This window comes from Burkholderia sp. 3C (genome assembly GCF_054589155.1).
In genome coordinates, this window is record NZ_BAAILN010000044.1 from 176,267 (window position 1) to 197,629 (window position 21,363).

At 67.2% G+C, this 21,363-nt stretch carries 16 protein-coding genes; 9 read left to right on the forward strand and 7 right to left on the reverse strand.

Going from position 1 to position 21,363, the window contains the following annotated elements:
• Positions 1 to 12 precede the first annotated feature (12 nt).
• The 3 genes from ACYP33_RS07225 to ACYP33_RS07235 form a co-directional block, all read right to left on the reverse strand.
• A complete protein-coding gene (locus ACYP33_RS07225; protein WP_459620666.1) occupies positions 13 to 888 on the reverse strand; it encodes a M48 family metallopeptidase in 876 nt (291 codons plus the stop codon).
• 428 nt (positions 889 to 1,316) lie between these two features.
• Entirely contained in the window at positions 1,317 to 2,009 is a 693-nt protein-coding gene (locus tag ACYP33_RS07230; protein ID WP_459620668.1) for a hypothetical protein, read from the reverse strand.
• Between the two features lie 82 nt (positions 2,010 to 2,091).
• Positions 2,092 to 3,003 carry a LysR family transcriptional regulator gene (locus ACYP33_RS07235; RefSeq protein ID WP_414444439.1) on the reverse strand — a complete coding sequence of 304 codons (912 nt, stop codon included), beginning with the start codon at positions 3,001 to 3,003 and terminating at the stop codon, positions 2,092 to 2,094.
• 93 nt (positions 3,004 to 3,096) lie between these two features.
• On the opposite strand from ACYP33_RS07235, the gene ACYP33_RS07240 reads away from it, so the two are divergent.
• From ACYP33_RS07240 to lhpI, 3 genes are all read left to right on the forward strand, one after another.
• Complete coding sequence (locus ACYP33_RS07240; RefSeq protein ID WP_459620670.1) at positions 3,097 to 6,519, forward strand: molybdopterin-dependent oxidoreductase; 3,423 nt, start codon at positions 3,097 to 3,099, stop codon at positions 6,517 to 6,519.
• 71 nt (positions 6,520 to 6,590) lie between these two features.
• Positions 6,591 to 8,039, forward strand: a complete 1,449-nt coding sequence (locus ACYP33_RS07245) for a short-chain fatty acid transporter (RefSeq protein WP_459620672.1) — start codon at positions 6,591 to 6,593, stop codon at positions 8,037 to 8,039.
• A gap of 40 nt (positions 8,040 to 8,079) precedes the next feature.
• On the forward strand, positions 8,080 to 9,024 hold the full coding sequence (gene lhpI / locus ACYP33_RS07250; protein WP_459620674.1) for a bifunctional Delta(1)-pyrroline-2-carboxylate/Delta(1)-piperideine-2-carboxylate reductase: 945 nt from the start codon (positions 8,080 to 8,082) through the stop codon (positions 9,022 to 9,024).
• A 1-nt stretch (position 9,025) separates the two neighbouring features.
• Here lhpI and ACYP33_RS07255 read toward each other — a convergent pair whose 3' ends face one another.
• The 3 genes from ACYP33_RS07255 to ACYP33_RS07265 all read right to left on the reverse strand — a co-directional run bounded on the left by ACYP33_RS07255 (position 9,026) and on the right by ACYP33_RS07265 (position 12,716).
• A complete protein-coding gene (locus ACYP33_RS07255; RefSeq protein ID WP_459621068.1) occupies positions 9,026 to 10,252 on the reverse strand; it encodes a porin in 1,227 nt (408 codons plus the stop codon).
• A 130-nt stretch (positions 10,253 to 10,382) separates the two neighbouring features.
• Entirely contained in the window at positions 10,383 to 11,498 is a 1,116-nt protein-coding gene (locus ACYP33_RS07260) for a branched-chain amino acid ABC transporter substrate-binding protein (RefSeq protein ID WP_414449980.1), read from the reverse strand.
• 156 nt (positions 11,499 to 11,654) lie between these two features.
• Positions 11,655 to 12,716 (reverse strand): proline racemase family protein, encoded by a 1,062-nt coding sequence (locus ACYP33_RS07265; RefSeq protein WP_414449981.1) that lies wholly within the window; start codon positions 12,714 to 12,716, stop codon positions 11,655 to 11,657.
• Between the two features lie 158 nt (positions 12,717 to 12,874).
• Here ACYP33_RS07265 and ACYP33_RS07270 point away from each other — a divergent pair, with 158 nt between their 5' ends.
• The 4 genes from ACYP33_RS07270 (at position 12,875) to ACYP33_RS07285 (ending at position 16,660) form a co-directional block, all read left to right on the forward strand.
• A complete protein-coding gene (locus ACYP33_RS07270; RefSeq protein WP_414444432.1) occupies positions 12,875 to 13,588 on the forward strand; it encodes a GntR family transcriptional regulator in 714 nt (237 codons plus the stop codon).
• 115 nt (positions 13,589 to 13,703) lie between these two features.
• Positions 13,704 to 15,470 (forward strand): tannase/feruloyl esterase family alpha/beta hydrolase, encoded by a 1,767-nt coding sequence (locus tag ACYP33_RS07275; RefSeq protein ID WP_459620677.1) that lies wholly within the window; start codon positions 13,704 to 13,706, stop codon positions 15,468 to 15,470.
• Between the two features lie 73 nt (positions 15,471 to 15,543).
• On the forward strand, positions 15,544 to 16,026 hold the full coding sequence (locus ACYP33_RS07280; protein ID WP_459620679.1) for a hypothetical protein: 483 nt from the start codon (positions 15,544 to 15,546) through the stop codon (positions 16,024 to 16,026).
• A 61-nt stretch (positions 16,027 to 16,087) separates the two neighbouring features.
• Positions 16,088 to 16,660 carry a hypothetical protein gene (locus ACYP33_RS07285; protein WP_459620681.1) on the forward strand — a complete coding sequence of 191 codons (573 nt, stop codon included), beginning with the start codon at positions 16,088 to 16,090 and terminating at the stop codon, positions 16,658 to 16,660.
• On the opposite strand, the gene ACYP33_RS07290 is transcribed toward ACYP33_RS07285, so the two are convergent.
• Positions 16,657 to 17,268, reverse strand: a complete 612-nt coding sequence (locus tag ACYP33_RS07290) for a 3'-5' exonuclease (protein ID WP_459620683.1) — start codon at positions 17,266 to 17,268, stop codon at positions 16,657 to 16,659. The two genes, ACYP33_RS07285 and ACYP33_RS07290, sit on opposite strands and share 4 nt — an antisense overlap.
• A gap of 603 nt (positions 17,269 to 17,871) precedes the next feature.
• On the opposite strand from ACYP33_RS07290, the gene aspT reads away from it, so the two are divergent.
• Positions 17,872 to 19,563: an aspartate-alanine antiporter gene (gene aspT, locus ACYP33_RS07295; protein ID WP_459620685.1), complete on the forward strand. Its 1,692-nt coding sequence runs from the start codon at positions 17,872 to 17,874 to the stop codon at positions 19,561 to 19,563.
• 128 nt (positions 19,564 to 19,691) lie between these two features.
• Entirely contained in the window at positions 19,692 to 21,344 is a 1,653-nt protein-coding gene (locus ACYP33_RS07300) for a bifunctional aspartate transaminase/aspartate 4-decarboxylase (RefSeq protein ID WP_459620687.1), read from the forward strand.
• Positions 21,345 to 21,363: the final 19 nt, after the last annotated feature.

The window sequence follows — 21,363 nt, forward strand, 5'->3', positions numbered from 1 at the left end:
GGCGGGCGTGGCTCAGTCGAGGCCGGCGTGCAGCGACGGCTCGCGATCGAACCCGGCCTGCGCTCGCGTTTGCTGTGACGCGGCGGCATAGCCGCGCCCGGCGACATCGGCGTTGATGGCGGCGACCCGGCGCGTCAGGCGCGGATGCGAGCGGTTGATTTCGGTCAGGAAGCCGAATATCGGCGGCACCATCCGCTCCTGCGCGATGAACGCCTCGCAATCCATCTCGGCGTTCAGGCGGCGGCAGCCGCAGCCGAGCATCTGCAACGCGCTGCGCGAGGACGCCGCATCCTTCGCCAGATAGGTGCCGATCCGGTCGCACGTATATTCGCGCGAGCGCGAATAGGCCTTGCCGAGGAACGGCACCACATGGGCCGGCAGCTTGATCATGTTGAGCCACGGGTTCAGGTGGCCGGCCGCGTGATGGCCGATTTCATGGCCGATCACGAAGCGCACCTGCGCGTCGTCGTTCGCCTCCACCAGCGCCGACGTCAGGAACACATACCGCCCGCCGCCGAACAGCCGCCGCGCGAACGCATTGAACACGCCGTTCGAGTTGTAGATGAAGGTTTCGGGCGGCACGGCCAGGCCGATCGCCTCCGAGGCCTCCACCACCATCGCGTGCAAGCGCGGAAACTGCTTCGGGCCGATCAGCACCATGTTGCCGTAGGCGGTGGCGCGATACGCGGCGCCGGCCAGCCAATGGAAAATGCCGAACATGATCGCGTATTGCACGAACATCACCGCGAAGGGCCGGTGTTTCGGACTGTCCATCGCCGCGACGACGGATACGTAAATGGCAAACCATAACAACACGCCGCAGATCAGCATCGCCCAGTGATACGGCTTCTCGCGCTTGTTACGGAATTGATTGGCAAGCTTCGACATCGGTTCTCTCCAGGTTCCAGGCTGTTTTACAGACAGCGAACGACGCGAAGCATCGGCCCGATATCGATCCGATATCGATCCCACGCGCGCGGGAGAGCCCGTCCCGTATGGGCGAGCGGATTCCGGACTACCCCCGAGCGGCGATCCGTGCTTGATTGAACGCGCCGCGCCTTTTCATCGAAACTTCATGGGCCCGGCGGCAAAACATTTCCGGGCGCATGCGATTCGTTTGATTTTCTGATAATCCGGTGACGCTGAATCGCGGCACAAAACGGAATGCGCGCTATTACAGCGTAATTGTCGAGGGCACACAAGCGGATACGGCAAGCTCGTCATCCCGGTGCATCGACACCGGCAATAAAAAACCCGCAGGCCGGCAATGCCTCGGGCGTTTCAAGCCATGGGTTGTCCGGCAACGCCGGAGAGAATCAGGCCGGCTGGGCGCTCTCGGCCGCGCCGGCTTCGCAATCGTCCCAGTAGCGGAACGGATCGCGGTGTTGCGGGAAATGCTCGGCGAGCCAGCCCGACAGGCGCTGCCACTCGGGGTGCCGGTTGCCGGTCATGGCCGACCAGATCGACGAGCGTTCGAGGATCTTGCCGGTCGCGCGGTCGCGAATCAGCAGGCTGCCCATGCCGCTCGAACTGTTCGACTGGGTTTCGACCTGGTAGCGCGTGAAAATGCGTACCTCGGCATCCTCGGACCAGCCGTACACGGCGCGCACGGCGTTCGACGCATCGCGCAGCTCGATCGGGCCGGAGGGCGGGCGCACGGCTTTCCAGCCCTCGGGGAACTCGGCCACCACCTCATGGCCGGCCTCGCGCACCCACCGCACGCGCCAGGCACGCACGATCGCGGCATGCACCTGCGACACCGACGTATAGCCGGCCGGCAATTCGATCGCGATCGGCAGCGTGATCAGGTTGTCTTTCCAGAGGCGGCTTTCGTCGTCAGGCCGCTGAACCGGCGCGAGCGGGTTGGTGGACATCGGGCTCGGGCCAAACGGGTTGACCGGCTTGCTCGCCGAACGCGTGCTGGTGCCGGTGCTCAGGCCGGCGCCCGGCAGCCCGGCAAAAAGGCGTTCGGCATCCTGGCGAGTCAGTTTGGGTTTTGCTTTCTTCATCTTTCGTCAATTCAATCGTTCGATACCGGTACACAGACCGACATGATGCACCCTGCCCGGCCCGGCGGCCATCCGCACAAGCCTATGGGCCGGTTCGTTTCCACGAGCGGAACAGATCCAGCAGCACCCGCACCTGGCGGCTCGGCACCGCGTCGCGACGCCACACCGCGCCGACATCCATGGTCGGCACCTCGACGCTCAGGTCGCGCCGGCTGATGCGGCTGCCTTCCAGCGACCACGGCCGGTAGACCAGGTCCGACAGGATCGTCACGCCCTCGCCGAGCGCCACCAGGCTGCGCACGGCCTCGATCGACTTGCTCTGCATGCGCACGCGCGGCGCGACGCCGAACTTGCCCCAATAGCGGGCAACCGTCTGGACGTGCTCGTCCATGTCGAGCAGCAGGAAATTCTCTTGGGCGACATCTTCGAGCGTGACGCGCTGCGCTTCGAGCAGCGGGTGATCGGGCGGCGTCCACAGGCGGCGCGGCGAGCGGATCATCGTCTCGCCCTTCAAATCGTCGTGGAGAGCCGTATTCGACACCAGCAACAGCGCCGCGTCCAGTTCTCCTTCGATTAATTGCTGTTCGATGGTCTCGCGGTCGCGTTCGACCACCTCCACCTGGAGGTTGCGGAACCGGCGCGTGACGACCGACATGATGGCCGGCAATAGATAGGCAGAAATGGTTTCCGTCATGCCGATCCGCGCCAGGCCGGCGATCTGCCCCGGTTCCTCCTGCGCCGCCACCACGGCTTCGTCGACCGACTGGCGGGCCTGCTGCACGTGGCGCAGGAAGCGCATGCCGGCGTCGGTCAGGCGCACGCCCTTGGCGTGGCGCGACAGCAGCGGCACGCCCACCGCGTCCTCCAGGTTCTGCAAGGCGATCGTCATCGACGACTGCGAGACGTTGCACAGATTCGACGATTGCGAGATCTGCCCGGTATCGGCCACCGATACGAAGTAGTCGATCTGGCGCAGCGTGATCTGTCTCGGCATGGTGCGCTCCCGGCGTCGAGATATTGAAAAAACCGATATTGCCGGATCAAAAAGATGAATTTGGCGGCGTTTGTGGTTTCGTAGGATCGTCGCATGGAACCCGATACCGCACCTCCCACGCACGAAAAGAAGGGCTACTGCACGCTCTGCCGGTCGCGCTGCGGCACGATCAATGTCGTGCGCGGCGATCAGTTGACCGAAGTTCGCCCCGACCGCGAGCACCCCACCGGCCACGCGATGTGCCTGAAAGGCAAATCCGCGCCGGAACTGGTGCACAGCCCGCACCGCGTGCTGCATCCGATGCGCCGTACCGCCCCGAAGGATGCGGCCGACCCCGGCTGGGTGCGGATCGGCTGGGACGAGGCGCTCGACGCGATCGCCGACAAGCTCGGCAGCCTGCGCCGCGAGCACGGCGCGGAATCGGTGGCGTTCGGCGTGACCACCCCGAGCGGCACGCCGATGAGCGACAGCATCGACTGGGTCGAGCGCTTCATCTGGTCGTACGGCAGCCCGAATATCTGCTACGCGACGGAAATCTGCAACTGGCACAAGGACGTGGCGCACGCGTTCACGTTCGGCTGCGGCATGCCCACCGCCGATTACCGGCACGCCGAGGTGATCCTGCTGTGGGGCACCAACCCGGCCAATACCTGGCTCGCGCAGGCCGACGCGATCGCCGCGGGCCGCCGCAACGGCGCGAAGCTGATCGTGGTCGACCCGCGCCCGACCGCGCTGGCCCGCGAGGCCGACGTGTGGCTGCGCGTGCAACCCGGCACCGACGCGGCGCTGGCGATGGGCATCGCGCGGCAACTGATCGCCAACGGCGCCTACGACGACGCGTTCGTGCGCACCTGGACCAACGCGCCGCTGCTGGTGCGCCGCGACACCGGCCGGTTCCTGCGCGAGCGCGATCTCGATCCGCACGCGGCGGCCAACCGCCATGTGATCTGGAACGCCAGGCAAGGCCGCGCCGAAGCGCTCGGCGAGGAAGCCGCCACCACGCCGGCCGATTTCGCGCTCGACGGCACCTACGCGGTGGCGTCGATCCCGTGCGAGCCGGCCTTCGCCTGCTATGTGCGCGCGCTCGACGCGTTCACGCCCGAGCATGTCGAGGCGCTCACCGGCGTGCCGCCGGACGCGCTCGAACGCGCCGCCGCGCTGCTCGCGCCGGGCGCCCGCATCGCCTATCACGCGTGGTCGGGCGTGGGCCAGCACACCAACGCGACGCAGACCGAGCGCGCCATCGCCACGCTCTATGCGCTGACCGGCGCGTTCGACCGGCGCGGCGCGAACCGCGAGTACGTCAAGCAGCCGTCGAACGCGGTGAGCACCTATGCGCTGTGCCCGCCGCAACAGCGCGCCAAGGCGCTGGGCCTCGACGAGCGTCCGCTCGGCCCGCCCGCGCAGGGCTGGGTGACCGCGCGCGACATGTACCGCGCGATGCTCGACGGCGAGCCGTACAAGGTGCGCGCGCTGTTCGCGTTCGGCACCAACCTGCTGGTGTCGCAGCCCGACGCGCAAACGGCCCACGCGGCGCTGAGTCGGCTCGAATTTCATGTGCACTGCGATCTGTACGAAACGCCGTCGTCGCGCTACGCCGACATCTTCCTGCCGATCAACACGCCGTGGGAACGCGAGGGGCTGCGGATCGGTTTCGAGATCGACGAGCGCGCGGTGGAACTGGTGCAACTGCGCCAGCGCATGGTCGCGCCGCGCGGCGAAAGCCGCGCCGACTACGACATCGTGTTCGCGCTGGCCACGCGGCTCGGCATGGGCGAGGCGTTCTTCGGCGGCAGCATCGAGGCCGGCTGGAACCACATGCTCGCGCCGCTCGGCCTCGACGTGGCCACGCTGCGCGCGCACCCCGAAGGCATCGCGCGCCCGCTCGCGCAGCGCGAACGGCAATACGCGCAACCCGGCGCCGACGGGCCGCGCGGCTTTCGCACCGAAACGCTGCGCGTGGAGCTGTATTCGGAGAAGCTGCTGCGCCACGGCTACCCGCCCGTGCCGGCCTACGTGCCGCCGGCCGGCCTCGCCGCCGAGGCCCGCCTGGATCGCGAGGCCTACCCGTACGTGCTGACCTCGACCAAGAACGGCTATTACTGCCACAGCCAGCATCGCGGCGTGACGCGCCTGCGCAAGCGCGCGCCCTATCCGCTGGTCGAGATCAGCGCCACGCTGGCCGCGCGCAAGGGCATCGTCAACGACGACTGGGTGGTGCTGCGCACCGAGCACGGCGCCGCGCGTTTCGTCGCGCGCGTGGAGCCGGCGCTGGCCGACGACGTGCTGATCGCCGAATACGGCTGGTGGCAGGCCTGCGACGAACTCGGCCACGCGGGCTTCGACGCGCGCGGCCCGCTCAACAGCAACTTCAGCAACCTGGTGTCGGGCCGGCAATACGATCCGCTGTCCGGCTCGATGCCGATGCGCGCGCTGGCCTGCGACCTGCAAGCCGATCCGGCGTTCGAGCGCGAGCGCCGCGCGTGGAGCGGCTGGCGCGATTTCGTGGTGACGCACCTGCAGGACGAAGCCGAAGGCGTGCGCACCGTGACGTTCGCCGCGCGCGACGGCGGCGCGCTGCCCGACTACCGGCCGGGGCAGCACGTCACGGTGCATGTCGCCGGGCTCGGCGAGCGCGGCACGACGCGCGCCTATTCGCTGGTCGGCGCGGCGCAACAGGCGGGCCGCCGCAGCTACACGATCTCGGTGCGCCACCAGGAACACGGCGCGATGTCGAGCCACATTCATCGCGCGCTCGCCGTGGGCGACGCCGTGCAGTTGCGCGCGCCCGGCGGCACGTTCGTGCTGCCGCTGCATTCGCGCCAGCCGGTGGTGCTGTTCGCCGGCGGCATCGGCATCACGCCGTTCGTGTCGTATCTGGAATCGCTGGCGCAGGCCGGCGCGCGGCGCGCCCTGCCCGAGGTGTGGCTGTTCTACGCCAACCGCCACGGCGCGGCGCATGCGTTCCGGCAGCGCATCGACGCGTTGCGCGAGGCGCTGCCAACGCTGCGCGTGATCGATTGCTACGCGCATCCGCGGCCCGTCATCGACATCGCCGGACTCGACTACCAGCGCACCGGCTATCTCGATGCCGGCGTGGTGGACGCCGCGCTGATCGAGCGCCGCGCGCGCTTCTACCTGTGCGGCCCCGAGCCGATGATGAGCGCGATCATCGACGGCCTCACCGCACGCGGCGTGCCCGCGTTCGACATCTTCAAGGAAGCGTTCCGCTCGCCGGCCATGCCGCGCGGCGATGCTTCGCAGAGCTTCACGATCACGTTCGCGCGCTCGAACCGCACCGCGCGCTGGACGCCCGCGCACGGCAGCCTGCTGGCGTTCGCCGAAGGCCTCGGCGTTGCGCTGCCCAGCGGCTGCCGCGTCGGCCAGTGCGAAAGCTGCGCGGTGCGGGTGGCGCGCGGCAGCACCGATCACCTGTCGGGGCACGCGCCCGACGAACCCGACATGTGCTTCGCCTGCCAGGCGATCCCGCTGTCGGATCTGGTTCTGGAGGCGTAAGTACGCCAGCACCGCCGAACAAGCACACCACCGCAACCACACAGCCAAAACCACGCAAGGGGGAATTCACCATGGACAAGCTCGCACGAGCGACACCGCCCGAGGCCGCCACGGCTAACGGCAACACGCTGGAACGGCTGGCCGCGCGCGTCACGCGCTGGGCCGAACGCTGGTTTCCCGATGCGTATATCTTCGCGGCGATCGCCGTGATCGTCGTCGCGCTGGGCGCGCTGGCGGTCGGCGCGCCGGCCCAGCGGGTGGGCATCGCGTTCGGCGACGGCTTCTGGAGCCTGATCCCGTTCACGATGCAGATGGCCGTGGTGGCGATCTCCGGCTACGTGGTGGCGGTGTCCCCGCCGGCCTCGAAGGTGATCGCGCGGCTCGCGCAACTGCCGCGCACGGCGCGCGGCGCGGTGATGTTCGTGGCGTTCGTCAGCATCGGCACCTCGCTGTTCAACTGGGCGATCAGCCTGGTGTTCAGCGGCCTGCTGGCCCGTGCATTGGCGCGCCGCACCGGCCTGCGCATGGATTACCGCGCGGCCGGCGCGGCCGCCTACCTCGGCATGGGCGCGACCTGGGCGCTCGGCCTCAGCTCGGCCGCCGCGCAGTTGCAGGCGAACCCCGACAGCCTGCCGAAAACGCTGCTCGCCATTACCGGCGTCATTCCGTTCTCCGAAACGATCTTCCTGCCGCAATCGATGCTGATGGTGGCCGCGCTGACGATCGTCTCGCTGCTGATCGCGGCGTGGTCCGCACCGGTCGGCGAGCGCGCGCGCACGGCGCAGGACCTGGGCGTGTCGCTCGACGACATCGATACGCATCTGGACAAGCCGAGCCGCCCCGGCGAATGGCTCGAATACAGCCCGCTCGTGACGATCCTGATCGTGCTGCTCGGCCTGGTGTGGATCGGCCACGAGTTCACCACCAGGAACCCGCTGCTGGCGATCTCGAACCTGAACACCTACAACTTCGTCTTCATCCTGCTCGGCATGCTGCTGAACTGGCGGCCGCGCCGCTTCCTGAACGCGGTGGCGAAAGCGGTGCCGTCCACGGCCGGCGTGCTGATCCAGTTTCCGCTGTACGGCGGCATCGCGTTCATCCTGACCAAGGCCGCCGCGCCGGGCGGGCTGCCGCTGTCGGAACATCTCGCGCACTTCTTCGTGGCGATCTCGTCGCAGGCGTCGTTTCCCGCCGTGATGGGCGTGTATTCGGCCGTGCTCGGCTTCTTCGTGCCGTCGGGCGGCGGCAAGTGGATCATCGAGGCGCCCTACGTGATCGAGGCGGCCAAGGCGCTGCAGGTGCACCTCGGCTGGTCCGTCACCGTCTACAACGCGGCCGAGGCATTGCCGAACCTGATCAACCCGTTCTGGATGCTGCCGCTGCTCGGCGTGCTCGGCCTGCGCGCCAAGGACGTGGTCGGCTTCACGTTCACGCAATTGATCGTGCACGTGCCGCTGGTGGTGTTCATGTTGTGGGTGCTCGCGCCGACGCTCGCGTACCACCCGCCCGTGATGCCCTGAAACCCAACCCGAACTCCCGAACCATCGAACGCCCCGAACCATGAAAATTCTCGACTCGACCGCCACGCGCGATGCGCTGCCCTTCCCCGAGCTGATCGACGCGCTGCGCGCGATGTTCGTGGCCGGCTGCCACGTGCCGCTGCGCCACAACCACAAGATCGCCGCCGAGGGCGGCGACGGCACCGTGCTGATCATGCCGGCCTGGCAGGACGGCGGCTATCTCGGCATCAAGACGGTCAACGTGTTCCCCGGCAACGCCGCGCTCGGCCTGCCGGGCCTGCATTCCACCTACGTGCTGTACGACGGCCGCACCGGCGCGCCGCTCGCGCAACTCGACGGCAACGAGATCACCTCGCGCCGCACCGCCGCGGCCTCGGCGCTGGCGGCCGACTATCTCGCTCGGCCGGACGCCGCGCGCATGACGCTGCTCGGCGCGGGGCGCGTCGGCAGCCTCGTACCGGAGGCGTATCGCGCGGTACTGCCGATTCAGGAAGTGGACGTGTGGGATGCGGTGCCGGCCGCCTCGGTGCGGCTCGTCGCGCACCTGAACGCGCTGGGCTTCGCGGCGCGCGTGGTGGACGACCTGCCGGCCAGCCTCGCGCGCGCCGACGTGGTCACCTGCGCGACGCTCGCCACCGAACCGGTGGTGCGCGGCGCATGGCTCGCGCCGGGCTCGCATCTCGACCTGATCGGCAGCTTCACGCCGGCCATGCGCGAGGCCGACGACGCCTGCTTCGCGCAGGCCAGCCTGTTCGTCGATACGCCCGAGGCGTTCCAGAAATCGGGCGATCTGCTCGGGCCGCTCGAGCGCAAGGTGATCGGGAATCCCGAACAATGGCCGACGCTGGAAACGCTGTGCCGCGGGCAGGCGCAAGGACGCGCGAACGCGGCCGAGCGCACCGTGTTCAAGGCGGTGGGCACGGCGCTGGAGGATCTCGCTGCTGCTGCGCTGGTCTACGCGCGTCACGCGCCGGCCGCCGCCTGATTCAGAACCGTTCGCGCAAGCCGGCCGCGATCACCATCTGCGTGTTGCCCGAGGCCAGCGGCTGCCGATTGATGTCGGCCGTCAGCCCGGAGCCGCCATCGTGCGCATGCTGATACAGCACGCTGGCGTACACGTCGGTCAGTTTCGACAGGTTGTAGTCGACCAGCAGCGACGGCTCGAACCAGTTCGGCCGGTGCGTCTGCGCCTTGCTGGTGATCTGCGCGGCCGTGTAGGTCAGCGCGAGCGTGGTGCTCAAGGCCGCCGTGAAGCGGTATTGCGCGTTCAGTTCGAAGTTGTCGAAGTGCGCGCTCGCGTCGCCGGTGGCGATGCCGAGCGAGCCGATGCCGTTGATGGTTTGCAGGTGATCGAACTGCGAATGCGTCCAGAGCGCGTCGACGGTGGCGCGCCCGGCTCGCCAGCGCGCACCGGCGCCGTAGATGCTCTGCCGTTGCGCCACGAACGTGCGGTCGCTCAGCGTGACCGCGCCGTCGGCATTGGCCGGGCCGGCATCGGTGTCGAGCCGCAGCCAGGCCGCGGCCACCCGCACGCTGCCGAGGTTCCAGGCCGCGCCGACGCTGGCCACGCGATCGTTGGCCGCCGCGCCGGCGTCGTTCGAGAAACCGTACAGCGCACTGACCTTCCAGGTGTCCATCGAACCGTAGCTGTACTTCACGGCGTTGTTGACGCGAAAGCCGTGATTCAGGTTGTCGTTGTCGAACACGTGCGCGGCCAGGTTGTCGACCACCGGCTTGTGGATCGGCGCGAGGAAATCGACCACCGAATCGTATTGGCGGCCCACCGTGAGCGTGCCCGCGCGCCGGTCTGCCAGGCCGACCCACGATTCATAGCCGAACAGGCGGTTGTTCTGCGTGGCCGCGCCGGTGCTGGTGTTGAAGCCGTTGACGAGCCGGAAGATGGCCCGCGTCGATTCGCTCAACGGCTCGCTGCCGACAAAGCCCCAATGGCTGCCTTGCAGATCGCCGCTGGTTTCGCGCACGAGCGACTTGCCACCGGCATTGCTCGTATACGACACGCCCGCCGTCACCACGCCGAACAGCGTGACGCTGCTCTGCGCATGCGCCGCCATGCACCCGGCCGAACACGCACCCGCCATCAGCAGGCGGTTCGAAAACCATTTGCTACGCGATCCGAACCATTGCCGCACCGGGCGCGTGGGCGCGCCTCGTTCGATTCCCGCTTCCCCTGCCGCCATCTCGCTCACCGCCATCAAGAATGATTTGTCTTCGCAGTCGCATTCTATTTTTGGGGTCCTCAAGAAATCGTCAAGAACCGGGGCGATTTCTTGACGATTTAGTGACGATTGCGCGATGTCGCGGCAGGGCTTGGCCGCTACGCCATCAATACGGCGTGAGCTGGTTGTTGCGGAACGTGTAGACGGTGGTAGGCGCACCCTTCAGGTTGCCGTTCGCATCGAACGCGTAATGCCCGGCGATGCCGTCGTAGCTGATGCCGGCCAGATACGCGCGGATCTTCTCGCGATCGGTGGTGGTGCCGGTGGCCTCCATCGCCTTGGCGATCATCATCACGCCGTCGTAGAAGTTCGACGCGTACACCAGCATCTCGGTGTGATAGCTGGCCTTGTAGCGCTCGACGAACGCGTGCCCGGCCGGGGTCTTCTCGATCGACGAGCCGCCCTGCGCACAGAACGCGTTGGCCGACATGTCACCGGCCAGTTGCGCCAGTTCCGCCGAGCAGATGCCGTCGCCACCGAGCAGCTTCGACGACACCGCGGCCGAACGCATCTGCTTGAGCATCGGGCCGGCCTGCGCCGCGTAGCCGCCGTAGAAGATCGCTTCCGGCGCCTGCTCCTTGAGCTTGGTCAGGATCGCGCGGAAATCGACGGCGTTCGAATTCGTGTACTCGCGCGCCACCACCGTCAGGCCGATCCGCTTCGCCTCGGTGATGAACTCCTGCGCGATGCCCTGCCCGTAGGCGGTGCGATCGTCGATCACGGCCACTTTCTTGGCCTTCAGCTTGTCCTGCGCGAAATCGGCCATCGAGCTGCCGAGTTGCGCGTCGCTCGCGCCGATCCGGAACACCGTGTTGTAGCCCTGCGCCGTCAGCGCCGGGTTGGACGCCACCGGCAGGATCGCGACGCCGGCCGACTGATAGATGCGCGCGGCCGGAATCGCCACGCCCGAGTTGTTCGGCCCGAGGATCGCGAGCGCGTGGCTGTCGGCCAGCTTCTGCGCGATCTGCACGCCGACCTTCGGGTCGCCCTGGTCGTCTTCCGAATCGAGCACGAGGTGCACCTTCTGGCCGCCGACCGTCAGGCCGTGGGCGTTCAGATCGGCGATCGCGAGCTTCGCGCCGTTCTCGTTATCCTTGCCGCTGCCGGCCTGCGCGCCGGTCAGCGGGCCGGACAGGCCGAGCGTCACGGTGGTGTCGGCCAGCGCCGCCACGGATACCGCGAAAAGACCACATGCTGCAACCAAGCGGGTAAGTGTTTTCATGTCCTGTCCTGCGGGTGAATGCCATCGGGTTATCGGGGAAAGCGGGCACTGCCGGCGCCAACGCGCGCCGTCCATTCGTATTCCTGATCAAATCGTCTGAACAAATCGCCTGAAGCAACGCCGCGAGCGGCGTTGCAGCAAGGCTTATTTGCGACCTTACTTGCGGGACTTGATCAGCTTGTCGTCCACCGCCTCCAGCCAGGTGTCCGACAGCGTGAAACCGGTCTGGAAGCGGTCGGTCGGGTCCACGCCGACCTGCGAGATCGCGCTGATCCAGGCCTGCCCCGACACCACCGGCACCACCGCCGGCACGTCGCCGAGCAGGGTGGTGGATTCGACGCGGCTCTCGAAGCGCGAGCCGATGATCGATTCGTGCACGAACGTCTCGCCCACCGCGATCTGCCCTTTCGCGTGCATCACCGCGAGGCGTGCCGAGGTGCCGGTGCCGCACGGCGAGCGGTCGCAGCGGCCCGGCGACACGATCACCGTGTTGCGCGAGGTCAGCACGCCGTTCTCGCGGCGCAGCGGCATGACGAATTCGGTCTGCGTGATGCCCTTGATCAGCGGATTGAGCGGATGCGGCGACGGCAGTTGCTCGGCCGCCGACGACTTGATGATCTGGCCCAGCTCGCACAATTCGCGCGCCTCGTCGGGCGTCACGCCGAAGCCGAGCGCCTCGGCGTCGACGATCACATAGGTCATGCCGCCGTAGCCCACGTCCACCTTCAGCGTTCCCACGCCGGGCACCTCGATCATTGCGTCCAGATGGTTGGCGAACGCCGGCTGGTTCGTGAATTCGACCTTGGTGACCTTGCCGCCCGAGCACTCGCAGCGCACCGAGATCAGGCCGGCCGGCGCTTCGAGCACCAGTTCCGTGACCGGCTCGACCATCGGCAGGATGCCGGTTTCGAGCAGGACGGTCACCACGCACATCGTGTTCGAGCCGGACATCGCCGGGTATTCGGTCGATTCGGCGATCACGTAGCCCATCTGCGCGCGCGGGTCGGTGGCCGGCAGGATGATGTTTACGCTCTGGTTGGCCGAGCCGCGCGGCTCGAACAGCGCAATGCGGCGGATGTCGTCGCGGTGCTCCTCCAGGTACATCATCTTCTCGAACATGGTCGCGCCCGGCACGTCGAACACGCCGCCCGTGACGACGTTGCCCACCTCGCCCTCGGCGTGGCAGTTGACCACCGTGAATGTCCTGTTCCAACGCATGACGGAATTCCTCGCTGACTGACAGCGCTCGACCAGGCGCCGATCGCCTCGGATATCGAACACTGACTATTGTATCCAATATGCTGTAGTCGATTTTTACTGTCAAGCACCGGGTGCTATGGCATGATTTCGTCTGAATTCAAGGCTCCCCCATCCGTATGCAAGACCTTTCCGATCGCCGTGGCGCCGCCACGTCCCCCGCCGCTTCCGGCAAGCTGGTCCGTACCACCATCGTCGAGCAGGCGGTGGAAATCATCCGTGGCAAGATCCTGCGCGGCGAACTCGCGCCGGGCGACCCGCTGCGCCAGGAGGCGCTGGCCGACGAGTTGGGCATCAGCCGCGTGCCGGTGCGCGAGGCGATCACGCGGCTGCAGGGCGAGGGTTTCGTGACGATCTTTCCGCACAAGGGCGCGTATGTGTGCGGGATTTCGGCCGACGAGGTGCGCGAAACCTTCGAGATCCGCATCCGGCTCGAACCGTGGATCTTCTCGCGCGCGATGGCGCATTCCGACGAAACCACGTATGCCGCCGCGAGCGCGATCGTCGACGAGATGGACCACGCCACCGAAACCACCTGGGGGCAGCTCAACTGGCGCTTCCACGAAACGCTCTACGCGCCGTCCGGGCTGGATCTGGCGATCGACACGCTGCGCCGGCTGAACGACCTGAACGAGCGCTACTTCCGGTTCCAGGTGGTCAACGTGCCGATCCGCGAGAACACCCGCAGCGAGCACCTCGAAATGATCGAACTGAGCCGCGCGCGCGATGCGCGGCGCGGCGCCGTGTTGCTGCGCGAGCACTTGCAGCGCGCCATGCAGCAGATCGTGGAAGTGGCCAGCGGCCTGCTGGAGCCGCGCGGGCAGAAGCGCTAGGCGGTCGCGAGCGGGCGATGCACGCGCGCCACAGCGCCGGCCTTGGGCGGTCGAATCTGGCCCTGATCTATGTCATATTGACGCCTCGCTCCCTCACCAACCCGTGTCCGCGGCAATGAACCAGCATCCGGCGCGCCCGCGCCCCGCTCATCGGATCGTCTTCGCACTCGCCCTCGCCGCCGCGACACTCGTCGCCAGTTCCTCCGCGGCCGCGCAGCACCTCGCCCCTCAGCCTCCCCAGCCCCGCCATTGCCTCGACCTGGCCGGCGTGCAGATTCCCGCCAGCGGTATCGGGCTGCCGACCGACGGCGCGATCGTGCAGACCGCCACGCCGATCGGCGCGACCGCCGTCGGCAACCAGGATGGCGACTATTGCCGGCTGACCGGCGTGATCCGCGCGACCACGGCCGGCACGCCCGACATCCGCTTCGAATTGAACCTGCCCGCGCGCTGGAACCGCCGCGCGCTGCAATTCGGCGGTGGCGGCTACAACGGCGTGGTGGTGACCGGCACCGGCCCGACGCCGTTCTCGCCCGACATCGCCCCGCTCGCGCAGGGCTACGCCACGTTCGGCGACGATTCCGGCCATATCGGCAACCCCGGCGAAGGCACCTTCGGCCTGCTCGACGAGGCCGTCACCAACTTCGGCTACGCGCATCTGAAGAAGGTGCACGACGTGGCGCGCGCGCTGATCGTGCGCGGCTACGGCCGCTCGCCCGACAGGATGTACTTCGCGGGCGGCTCCACCGGCGGGCGCGAGGCGTACACGGTGATCCAGCGCTACCCCGACGACTACGACGGCGTGATCGCCAACGCGCCCGCGCTGAACTTCACCGGCGTGCGCCTGATGGGCGTGGCGCTCGGCCATGCCGAATACCGCAGGCCGGGCGGCTTCGTGCCGCCTCGGCTGCTGGAGCGCGTGTACGAACGCACGCTGCAGGTGTGCGATGCGCTCGACGGCGTGGCCGACGGCATCGTCAGCGATGTCGAAGCGTGCCGCGCCCGCGAGCCCGAGATCATCGATTCGCTGCGCTGCCCGGCGCAGCCTGCGTCGGCGGTGGCGGCGGCTTCGGCCACGTCGGCCTCCGCCGCGCCGCTGGCGAGCGGGATCGTCGCCAGTTCCGGCACCACGGCGCACGGCGCGAGCGCCAGCGGCGGCTGCCTGACCGAGTCGCAGCTCGCGACGCTCGAACTGCTGCGCGACGGGTTGCGCCTGCCCTACCCGCTCGCCTGGAACGTCGGCGGCTATCGCGGCTACAACGTGTTCCAAGGCACCCGCTTCACGAGCGGGCTCGGGCTGGCGCACTCGCCGCATCCGCAATCGAATCCCGAATTCCACGAGAACGGCTACCTGTATGCGCAGGGCGACGCGTATATCCGCTACTTCGTCACGCGCGACACCGCCTTCGACGCGTTCCAGTTCGACGTCATGCGCCCGGGGCGCTACCAGGCGCGGCTCGTGTCGCTGTCGAAGACAATCGGCGCGATGAACCCGGACCTGTCGCGCTTCATCGCGCGCGGCGGCAAGCTGATCACCATGCAGGGGCTGGCCGACGAGGTGATCAGCCCGAACCAGACGATCGCCTATTACGACGGGCTGGTCGCGCGCTACGGGCAGGCGCGCGTCGACAGCTTCATGCGCTTCTACATGGCGCCCGGCTTCCAGCACGGCAACGGCGTGTTCATCCCGTCGGTGGACATGCTCGGCGCGCTCGACCGCTGGGTGTCGCACGACATCTCGCCGGAAACGCTGCTCGCCACCGACATCCTGCCGGCCACCAACGGCCGCACCCGGCCGCTGTGCCGCTATCCGGGGTTTCCGCGTTACGTCGGCCGGGGCAATGTGAACCGGGCGAGCAGCTTCGTGTGCGCGATGTCGTGAGGGATGGCCGGGAAGCCGCCGACAGAACTCGGTCGGCTTGAATAACGAAAAATCCGATCCGGGGCCAACCGACATGACACGTCGAGACGTGCACGACCTGGTGATCTTCGCCCGGGGCTGCCTGTATGGCATGGGCGGCAGCCTGCCGTCGGCGCTGCTGCTGATCGGGGTGTGGATCTTCGCGGGTTATACGTTGGTCGGTGCGTTGGGCTCGACCGGCGACGATCGGATCGGACCTTGCGTGATATCGGTCGCCGCGCTCGTGACGGCCACCTCGGGCTGCGTCGGGCTGTGCCGCGCGCTGGTTCCGCCGTGGCGATCAACCCGGCGCAGTATCGTCAGAACCCTGTGCTGTCTGATCGGCGGGCTGCTCGCGATCAGCCCGCTCTCGTATGCCGAGATCGGCGACATCGTGCGGCGTCGTGGCGGCCACGAGTTCAGCCCGCTCGACCTGATCGTGTTCGTGTTTGGCGGCCTGGTGCTGCTTTATTTCGTCGAGGCGGGCGTGACGCTGGCGTGGCGGCTGTGGCGACGGATGGGGAATGCGAACGCCTAGGTACGGGCCGGCGGGGACGAAAAGCGGGCCACCACCAATCAAACAAGGGAATTTCCCAAACATGGACACACTCGGGCCACTTCGAGAAGCCGATCAGAAAGTGCTGGCCGATACACGGCAGGCGCTGAAGAAGATTCACTCGCTCGCCGCGTCGCCTTGCGACTCGCCTGAAGCGGGCGTCGATATTCTTCGGCGGCTCCGCATGGATGTTTATGAAGATCTCAATCAGATCCTGCACGAACATCTGATCGTCCGTGCCGCAGAGTGGCTGCTCGCCCATGGCCGCGTTGCGGGCGATATTGCCTGGTTCTGGAATCCTCGACAAACCGGCGACAGCTCCGAACCCGATTTGCGCGGCATGTGCCGCGAAGGCGTGGTGATTTCCGCCGAGGTGACGGCATCGGAACGGCCGATCGGCACGATTGATCGCCGAATGCACACGACGCTTGCCAAGCTGTCACGCATGGCGGGCGAGCAGTTCTATTTCGTCCGAACCGAATCCATGCGCAAACGTGCATCGACCAAGATCGACAAGGCAGGCTGGGCCATCTCGGTGGTGAAACTCGACGCGCCCCTCGCGTCGAACGAACTGCCGATCGCCGCCCTGGAAGACCCTCTCGCGGAACCGCTTTAACGCCCGCCCATCGTCCCCAGAAACGTCGCGACATTCGCCTTGCTGGTTTTCTGCAAGCGCGACATCAGCGCGTGATCGACGCGACTGAGCCCGTAGGTCTGCGCCATGTCGCGTTGCAGACGGCACCACAAGTGCCCCGCCATTTCCGCATCGACCATCGCCCGGTGGGCGCGGCCCGTTTTCGGCAGGCGCAGCATGTCGGCCAGATTCGACAGCCGGTGGCTTTGCGCGTGCGGATAGATGCGCCGCGACACCAGCAGCGTGCAGGCGAATTCGTGCGCCGACGACTCGCCGAGTTGCTCAAGCTCCGATTGCCAGAAGCGCCGGTCGAACGCCGCGTTGTGGGCCACCACGGGATGGCGGCCGACGAACGCCGCCGCCTCGCGCATCACGGTGGCCACCGGCGGCGCCGACGCGATCATGTCGTTCGTGATGCCGGTGAGCGCGACCACGTCGGACGGAATGCGCCGCCCGGCGTTCATCAGGCTCTGGTAGCGGTCGACGATCTCGCCGTCGCGCAACAGGATCACGGCGATTTCGGTGGCGCGGTCGCCCTGGGCGGGGGACAGGCCGGTGGTTTCGAAGTCGAGGACGGCTACGGTTTGCATGGTTCCTGGCTGAGACGGCGGGGTTGAGTCGGCGCGGCGGCGGGTCGCGAAAAACGAACCCCGTGGAGGATAGCAAATTGATGCCTGGCTGCCTGCTCATCCTGGGCGGCAGGCGAATCGGTCGCACCGATGCCGGCGAGCACACCGTTCGCCCCCGACCGAAGCGCGATCACCGTTTCAACTCGCCAATGCCGCTGACCTGCCGGTATTGACTTGACCCAACCTGCCGCCACGATTCCCGGTGCATACGTGTCATGCCAAAACCAGGATTAACGGCGCACGCACCACCAACCATTTCAACCATTCAAACTTTCGCCTCGATAAACGCATAACTTAAAGAAAAATCGATATCGGCACGTTCCTGAAACTTGATCCGCCAAGCGCCCTGGCGCACATTATTTTTCTCGTTTTACTGCAATGACTTGCGAATGCCCACGACGCCTACGCCGCCCGCGCCGCCGCCGTGAAATACATGCCGTCACGAAAGCGAATTGATAATAAACAGGCCCCGATTTACGGCTATCCTGCGTCAGCAAGCCGTCCATGCCGCAGCCGGCGAAACATCGAATGTTCTGGTAATTATTTCAAGCACGCGAGGTTCCGATGACTTGGTTACACGACATTTTTCAAAAATCTCCCGAGATCGCATTATTCCTTTCGCTGGCCGTCGGCTACTTCGTCGGGCAGATCAACTTCGGCAAGTTCCAGCTCGGCGGCGTGGGCGGCTCCTTGCTGGCCGCGGTGGTGATCAGCCAGGCCGGCGTGACCGTGGACGACGGCATCAAGTCGGTGATGTTCGCGGTGTTCATCTACGCGGTGGGCTACGACTCCGGGCCGGGCTTCTTCAATTCGCTGAATCGCAATTCGCTGCGCGAGATCGCGATGGCGCTGTTCCTGGCCGTGTCGGCGCTGCTGACCGTGCTGGTCTGCGCGAAGCTGTTCCATCTGAACAAGGGCCTCGCGGCGGGGCTCGCCGGCGGGGCGCTCACGCAATCCGCGATCATCGGCACGGCCGGCGACGCGATCGCGCGGCTCGGCCTGCCGGCCGATCAGGTCAAATCGATGCAGGCCGATGTCGCGATCGCCTACGCGGTGACCTACGTGTTCGGCTCGCTCGGCGCGATCATCGTGTGCGTGAACGTGCTGCCGAAATTCATGGGCCAGGGCCTGCGCGAGGCCGCGCTCGATGCCGAGCGCGAGTTGGCCGGCGGCCACGCCGCCCCCGCCGCCGGCCAGGTGGCCGCGCTGCCCGAACTGGTCGGCCGCGTCTATCGCGTGCGCGCCGCCGCCGGGCGCACCGTGCAGGCGATCGAGGTCGAGCATCGCGATCTGCTCACCATCGAGAAGATCCGGCGCGACGGCAAGGCGCTCGAACCGCGGCCGGACCTCGCGCTGCAAGCCGGCGACGTGGTGCTGCTGGTAGGCCGGCGCGAGGGCATCATCGATGCGGCCGGCACCATCGGCGAGGAGCTGGCCGGCGCCGACGCCGACGGCTTCGGCGTGGTGATGCAGACACGCCAGGGCGTGTTCACGCGCCGCGGCATGAATCACACGACGATCGCCGCGGTGCGCGCCAACGTCGACCGCGAGCTGCGCCACGGCGTGTTCGTCTCGGCCGTCACGCGCGCGGGCCAGCCCCTGCCGCTGCTGCCCGACACGGAGCTGCTGCACGGCGACGTCGTGACCTTCTACGGCTCGCCGGGCGACACCAAGCGCGCCGTCGATGCGGCCGGCTACGAACTGCCCTACACCAACAAGACCGATTTCATCTACATGAGCGTGGGCCTGGTGGTGGGGCTGCTGCTCGGGCTGATCGTCGCGAACGTGGGCGGCGTGCCGCTCACGCTCGGCTCCGGCGGCGGCTGCCTGCTCGCGGGGCTGCTGTTCGGCTGGATGCGCGGCAAGCATCCGATGTACGGCGTGATGCCGTCGGCCGCGTCGCGGCTGCTGCAGGATTTCGGGCTGGCCGTGTTCGTCGCGGTGGTCGGGCTCAATTCGGGGCTGCGCGCCGTGGCCACCGTGAAGGAAAGCGGCGTGACGATCTTCCTGCTCGGCGTGTTCGTCACGCTGTTCCCGCTGCTGCTGACCATGCTGTTCGGGCGCTACGTGCTGCGCTACCGGAACGCGGCGATCCTGGCCGGCGCACTGAGCGGCTCGCGCAGCGCGAACCCGGCCTTCGGCGGGATTCTCGACAAGGCCGAGAGCGCTGTGCCCACCGTGCCGTTCGCCATCACCTACGCCGTGGCGAACGTGCTGCTGACACTGCTCGGCCCGCTGGTGGTGGGGCTGGTGTAGCGCGGCGCGCTACCGTTCACCTTTTCCGGCGCGTCCGGTTTTCATCTTCCCGCAACGTGTGTCGCGCCGGCCGCTACCGAAGCGACCACAAGCGACCACGAGCGACCATTCACGATGGAGTCCTTATCATGGCCAAAGACAAGCGCAAATCCGACGACCGGGCAAAGCTCGCGGCACTGAGCCCGTTCGAACTGAAGGACGAACTGATCAAGGCGGCCGGCGGCGCCGCCGTCGAACGCCCCGCCAACACCGCGATGCTCAACGCCGGGCGCGGCAATCCGAACTTCCTCGCCACCATTCCGCGTCACGGCTTCTGGCAGCTCGGCCTGTTCGCGATGCGCGAATCCGAGCGCTCGTTCGCCTACATGCCGGAGGGCGTGGGCGGCTTTCCGCAGCGCGACGGCATCGTGGAGCGCTTCGAGCTGTTTCTGCGCGAGGAAAAGGACAAGCCCGGCATCGGCTTCCTGCGCGGTGCCGTGTCGTACGTGCGCGATCAGCTCGGCCTGTCCGCCAGCGATTTCCTGTACGAGATGTGCGAGGGCATCCTCGGCTCGAACTACCCGGTGCCGGACCGCATGCTGAGTTTGTCCGAGCAGATCGTCGGGCAGTATCTGCGCCGCGAGATGATTGGCAAGCATCCGTTCGTGGGCGAGTTCGACGTGTTCGCGGTGGAAGGCGGCACCGCCGCGATGACCTACATCTTCAACACGATGCGCGAAAACCGGCTGATCCAGCCCGGCGACACGATCGCGCTGGGCATGCCGATCTTCACGCCGTACATCGAGATTCCGAAGCTCAACGATTACCAGTTGAACGTCCTGCATCTCAATGCGTCGGTCGAGAACAACTGGCAATACTCGAACGCGGAACTCGACAAGCTGCGCGACCCGAAGGTGAAGGCCTTCTTCCTCGTCAACCCGAGCAATCCGCCCTCGGTGAAGATCAGCGACGAGAGCCTGCGCTACCTCGCGGAAATCGTCGAGGCGCGGCCCGACCTGATCCTGCTGACCGACGACGTGTACGGCACCTTCGCCGACGATTTCGTGTCGCTGTTCGCGCTCGCGCCGAAGAACACGATCCTCGTGTATTCGTACTCGAAGTATTTCGGCGCGACCGGCTGGCGGCTCGGCACCATCGCCACGCATCGCGACAACGTGCTCGATCGCCTGATCGGCGAACTGCCGAAGGCGGTCAAGCGCGAGCTGCACACGCGCTACGAATCGATCACGACCGACCCCGATTCGCTGAAGTTCATCGACCGGCTGGTGGCCGACAGCCGCACCGTGGCGCTCAATCACACGGCGGGCCTGTCGACGCCGCAGCAGGTGCAGATGGTGCTGTTCTCGCTGTTCTCGCTGATGGATACGCCCGACGCCTACAAGAACGCGCTGAAGCGCCTGATCCGCAGCCGCAAGCGCGCGCTGTACGAGGAAGTGGGCATTTCGTTCGCCGACGACGATCCGAACCAGGTCGACTACTACACCATCCTCGATCTCGAATTCCTCGGCGAGCAGGCGTTCGGCCGCGAGTTCGTGGATTGGCTGTTCAAGAATACCGAGCCGTCGGATCTGCTGTTCCGGCTCGCCAGCGACGCGCGCGTGGTGCTGCTGCCGGGGCGCGGCTTCGGCACCGCGCACCCGTCGGGGCGCGTGTCGCTCGCGAACCTGAACGAATCCGACTATCGCCAGATCGGCCGCGCGCTGCGCAAGCTGATCGAGGAATACGTCGAGCGCTTCAACGCCGATACCGGCAAGAAGCTCGATAGCGGGAAGGTCAAGTAAGGGCGGCGCACGCGCGCGC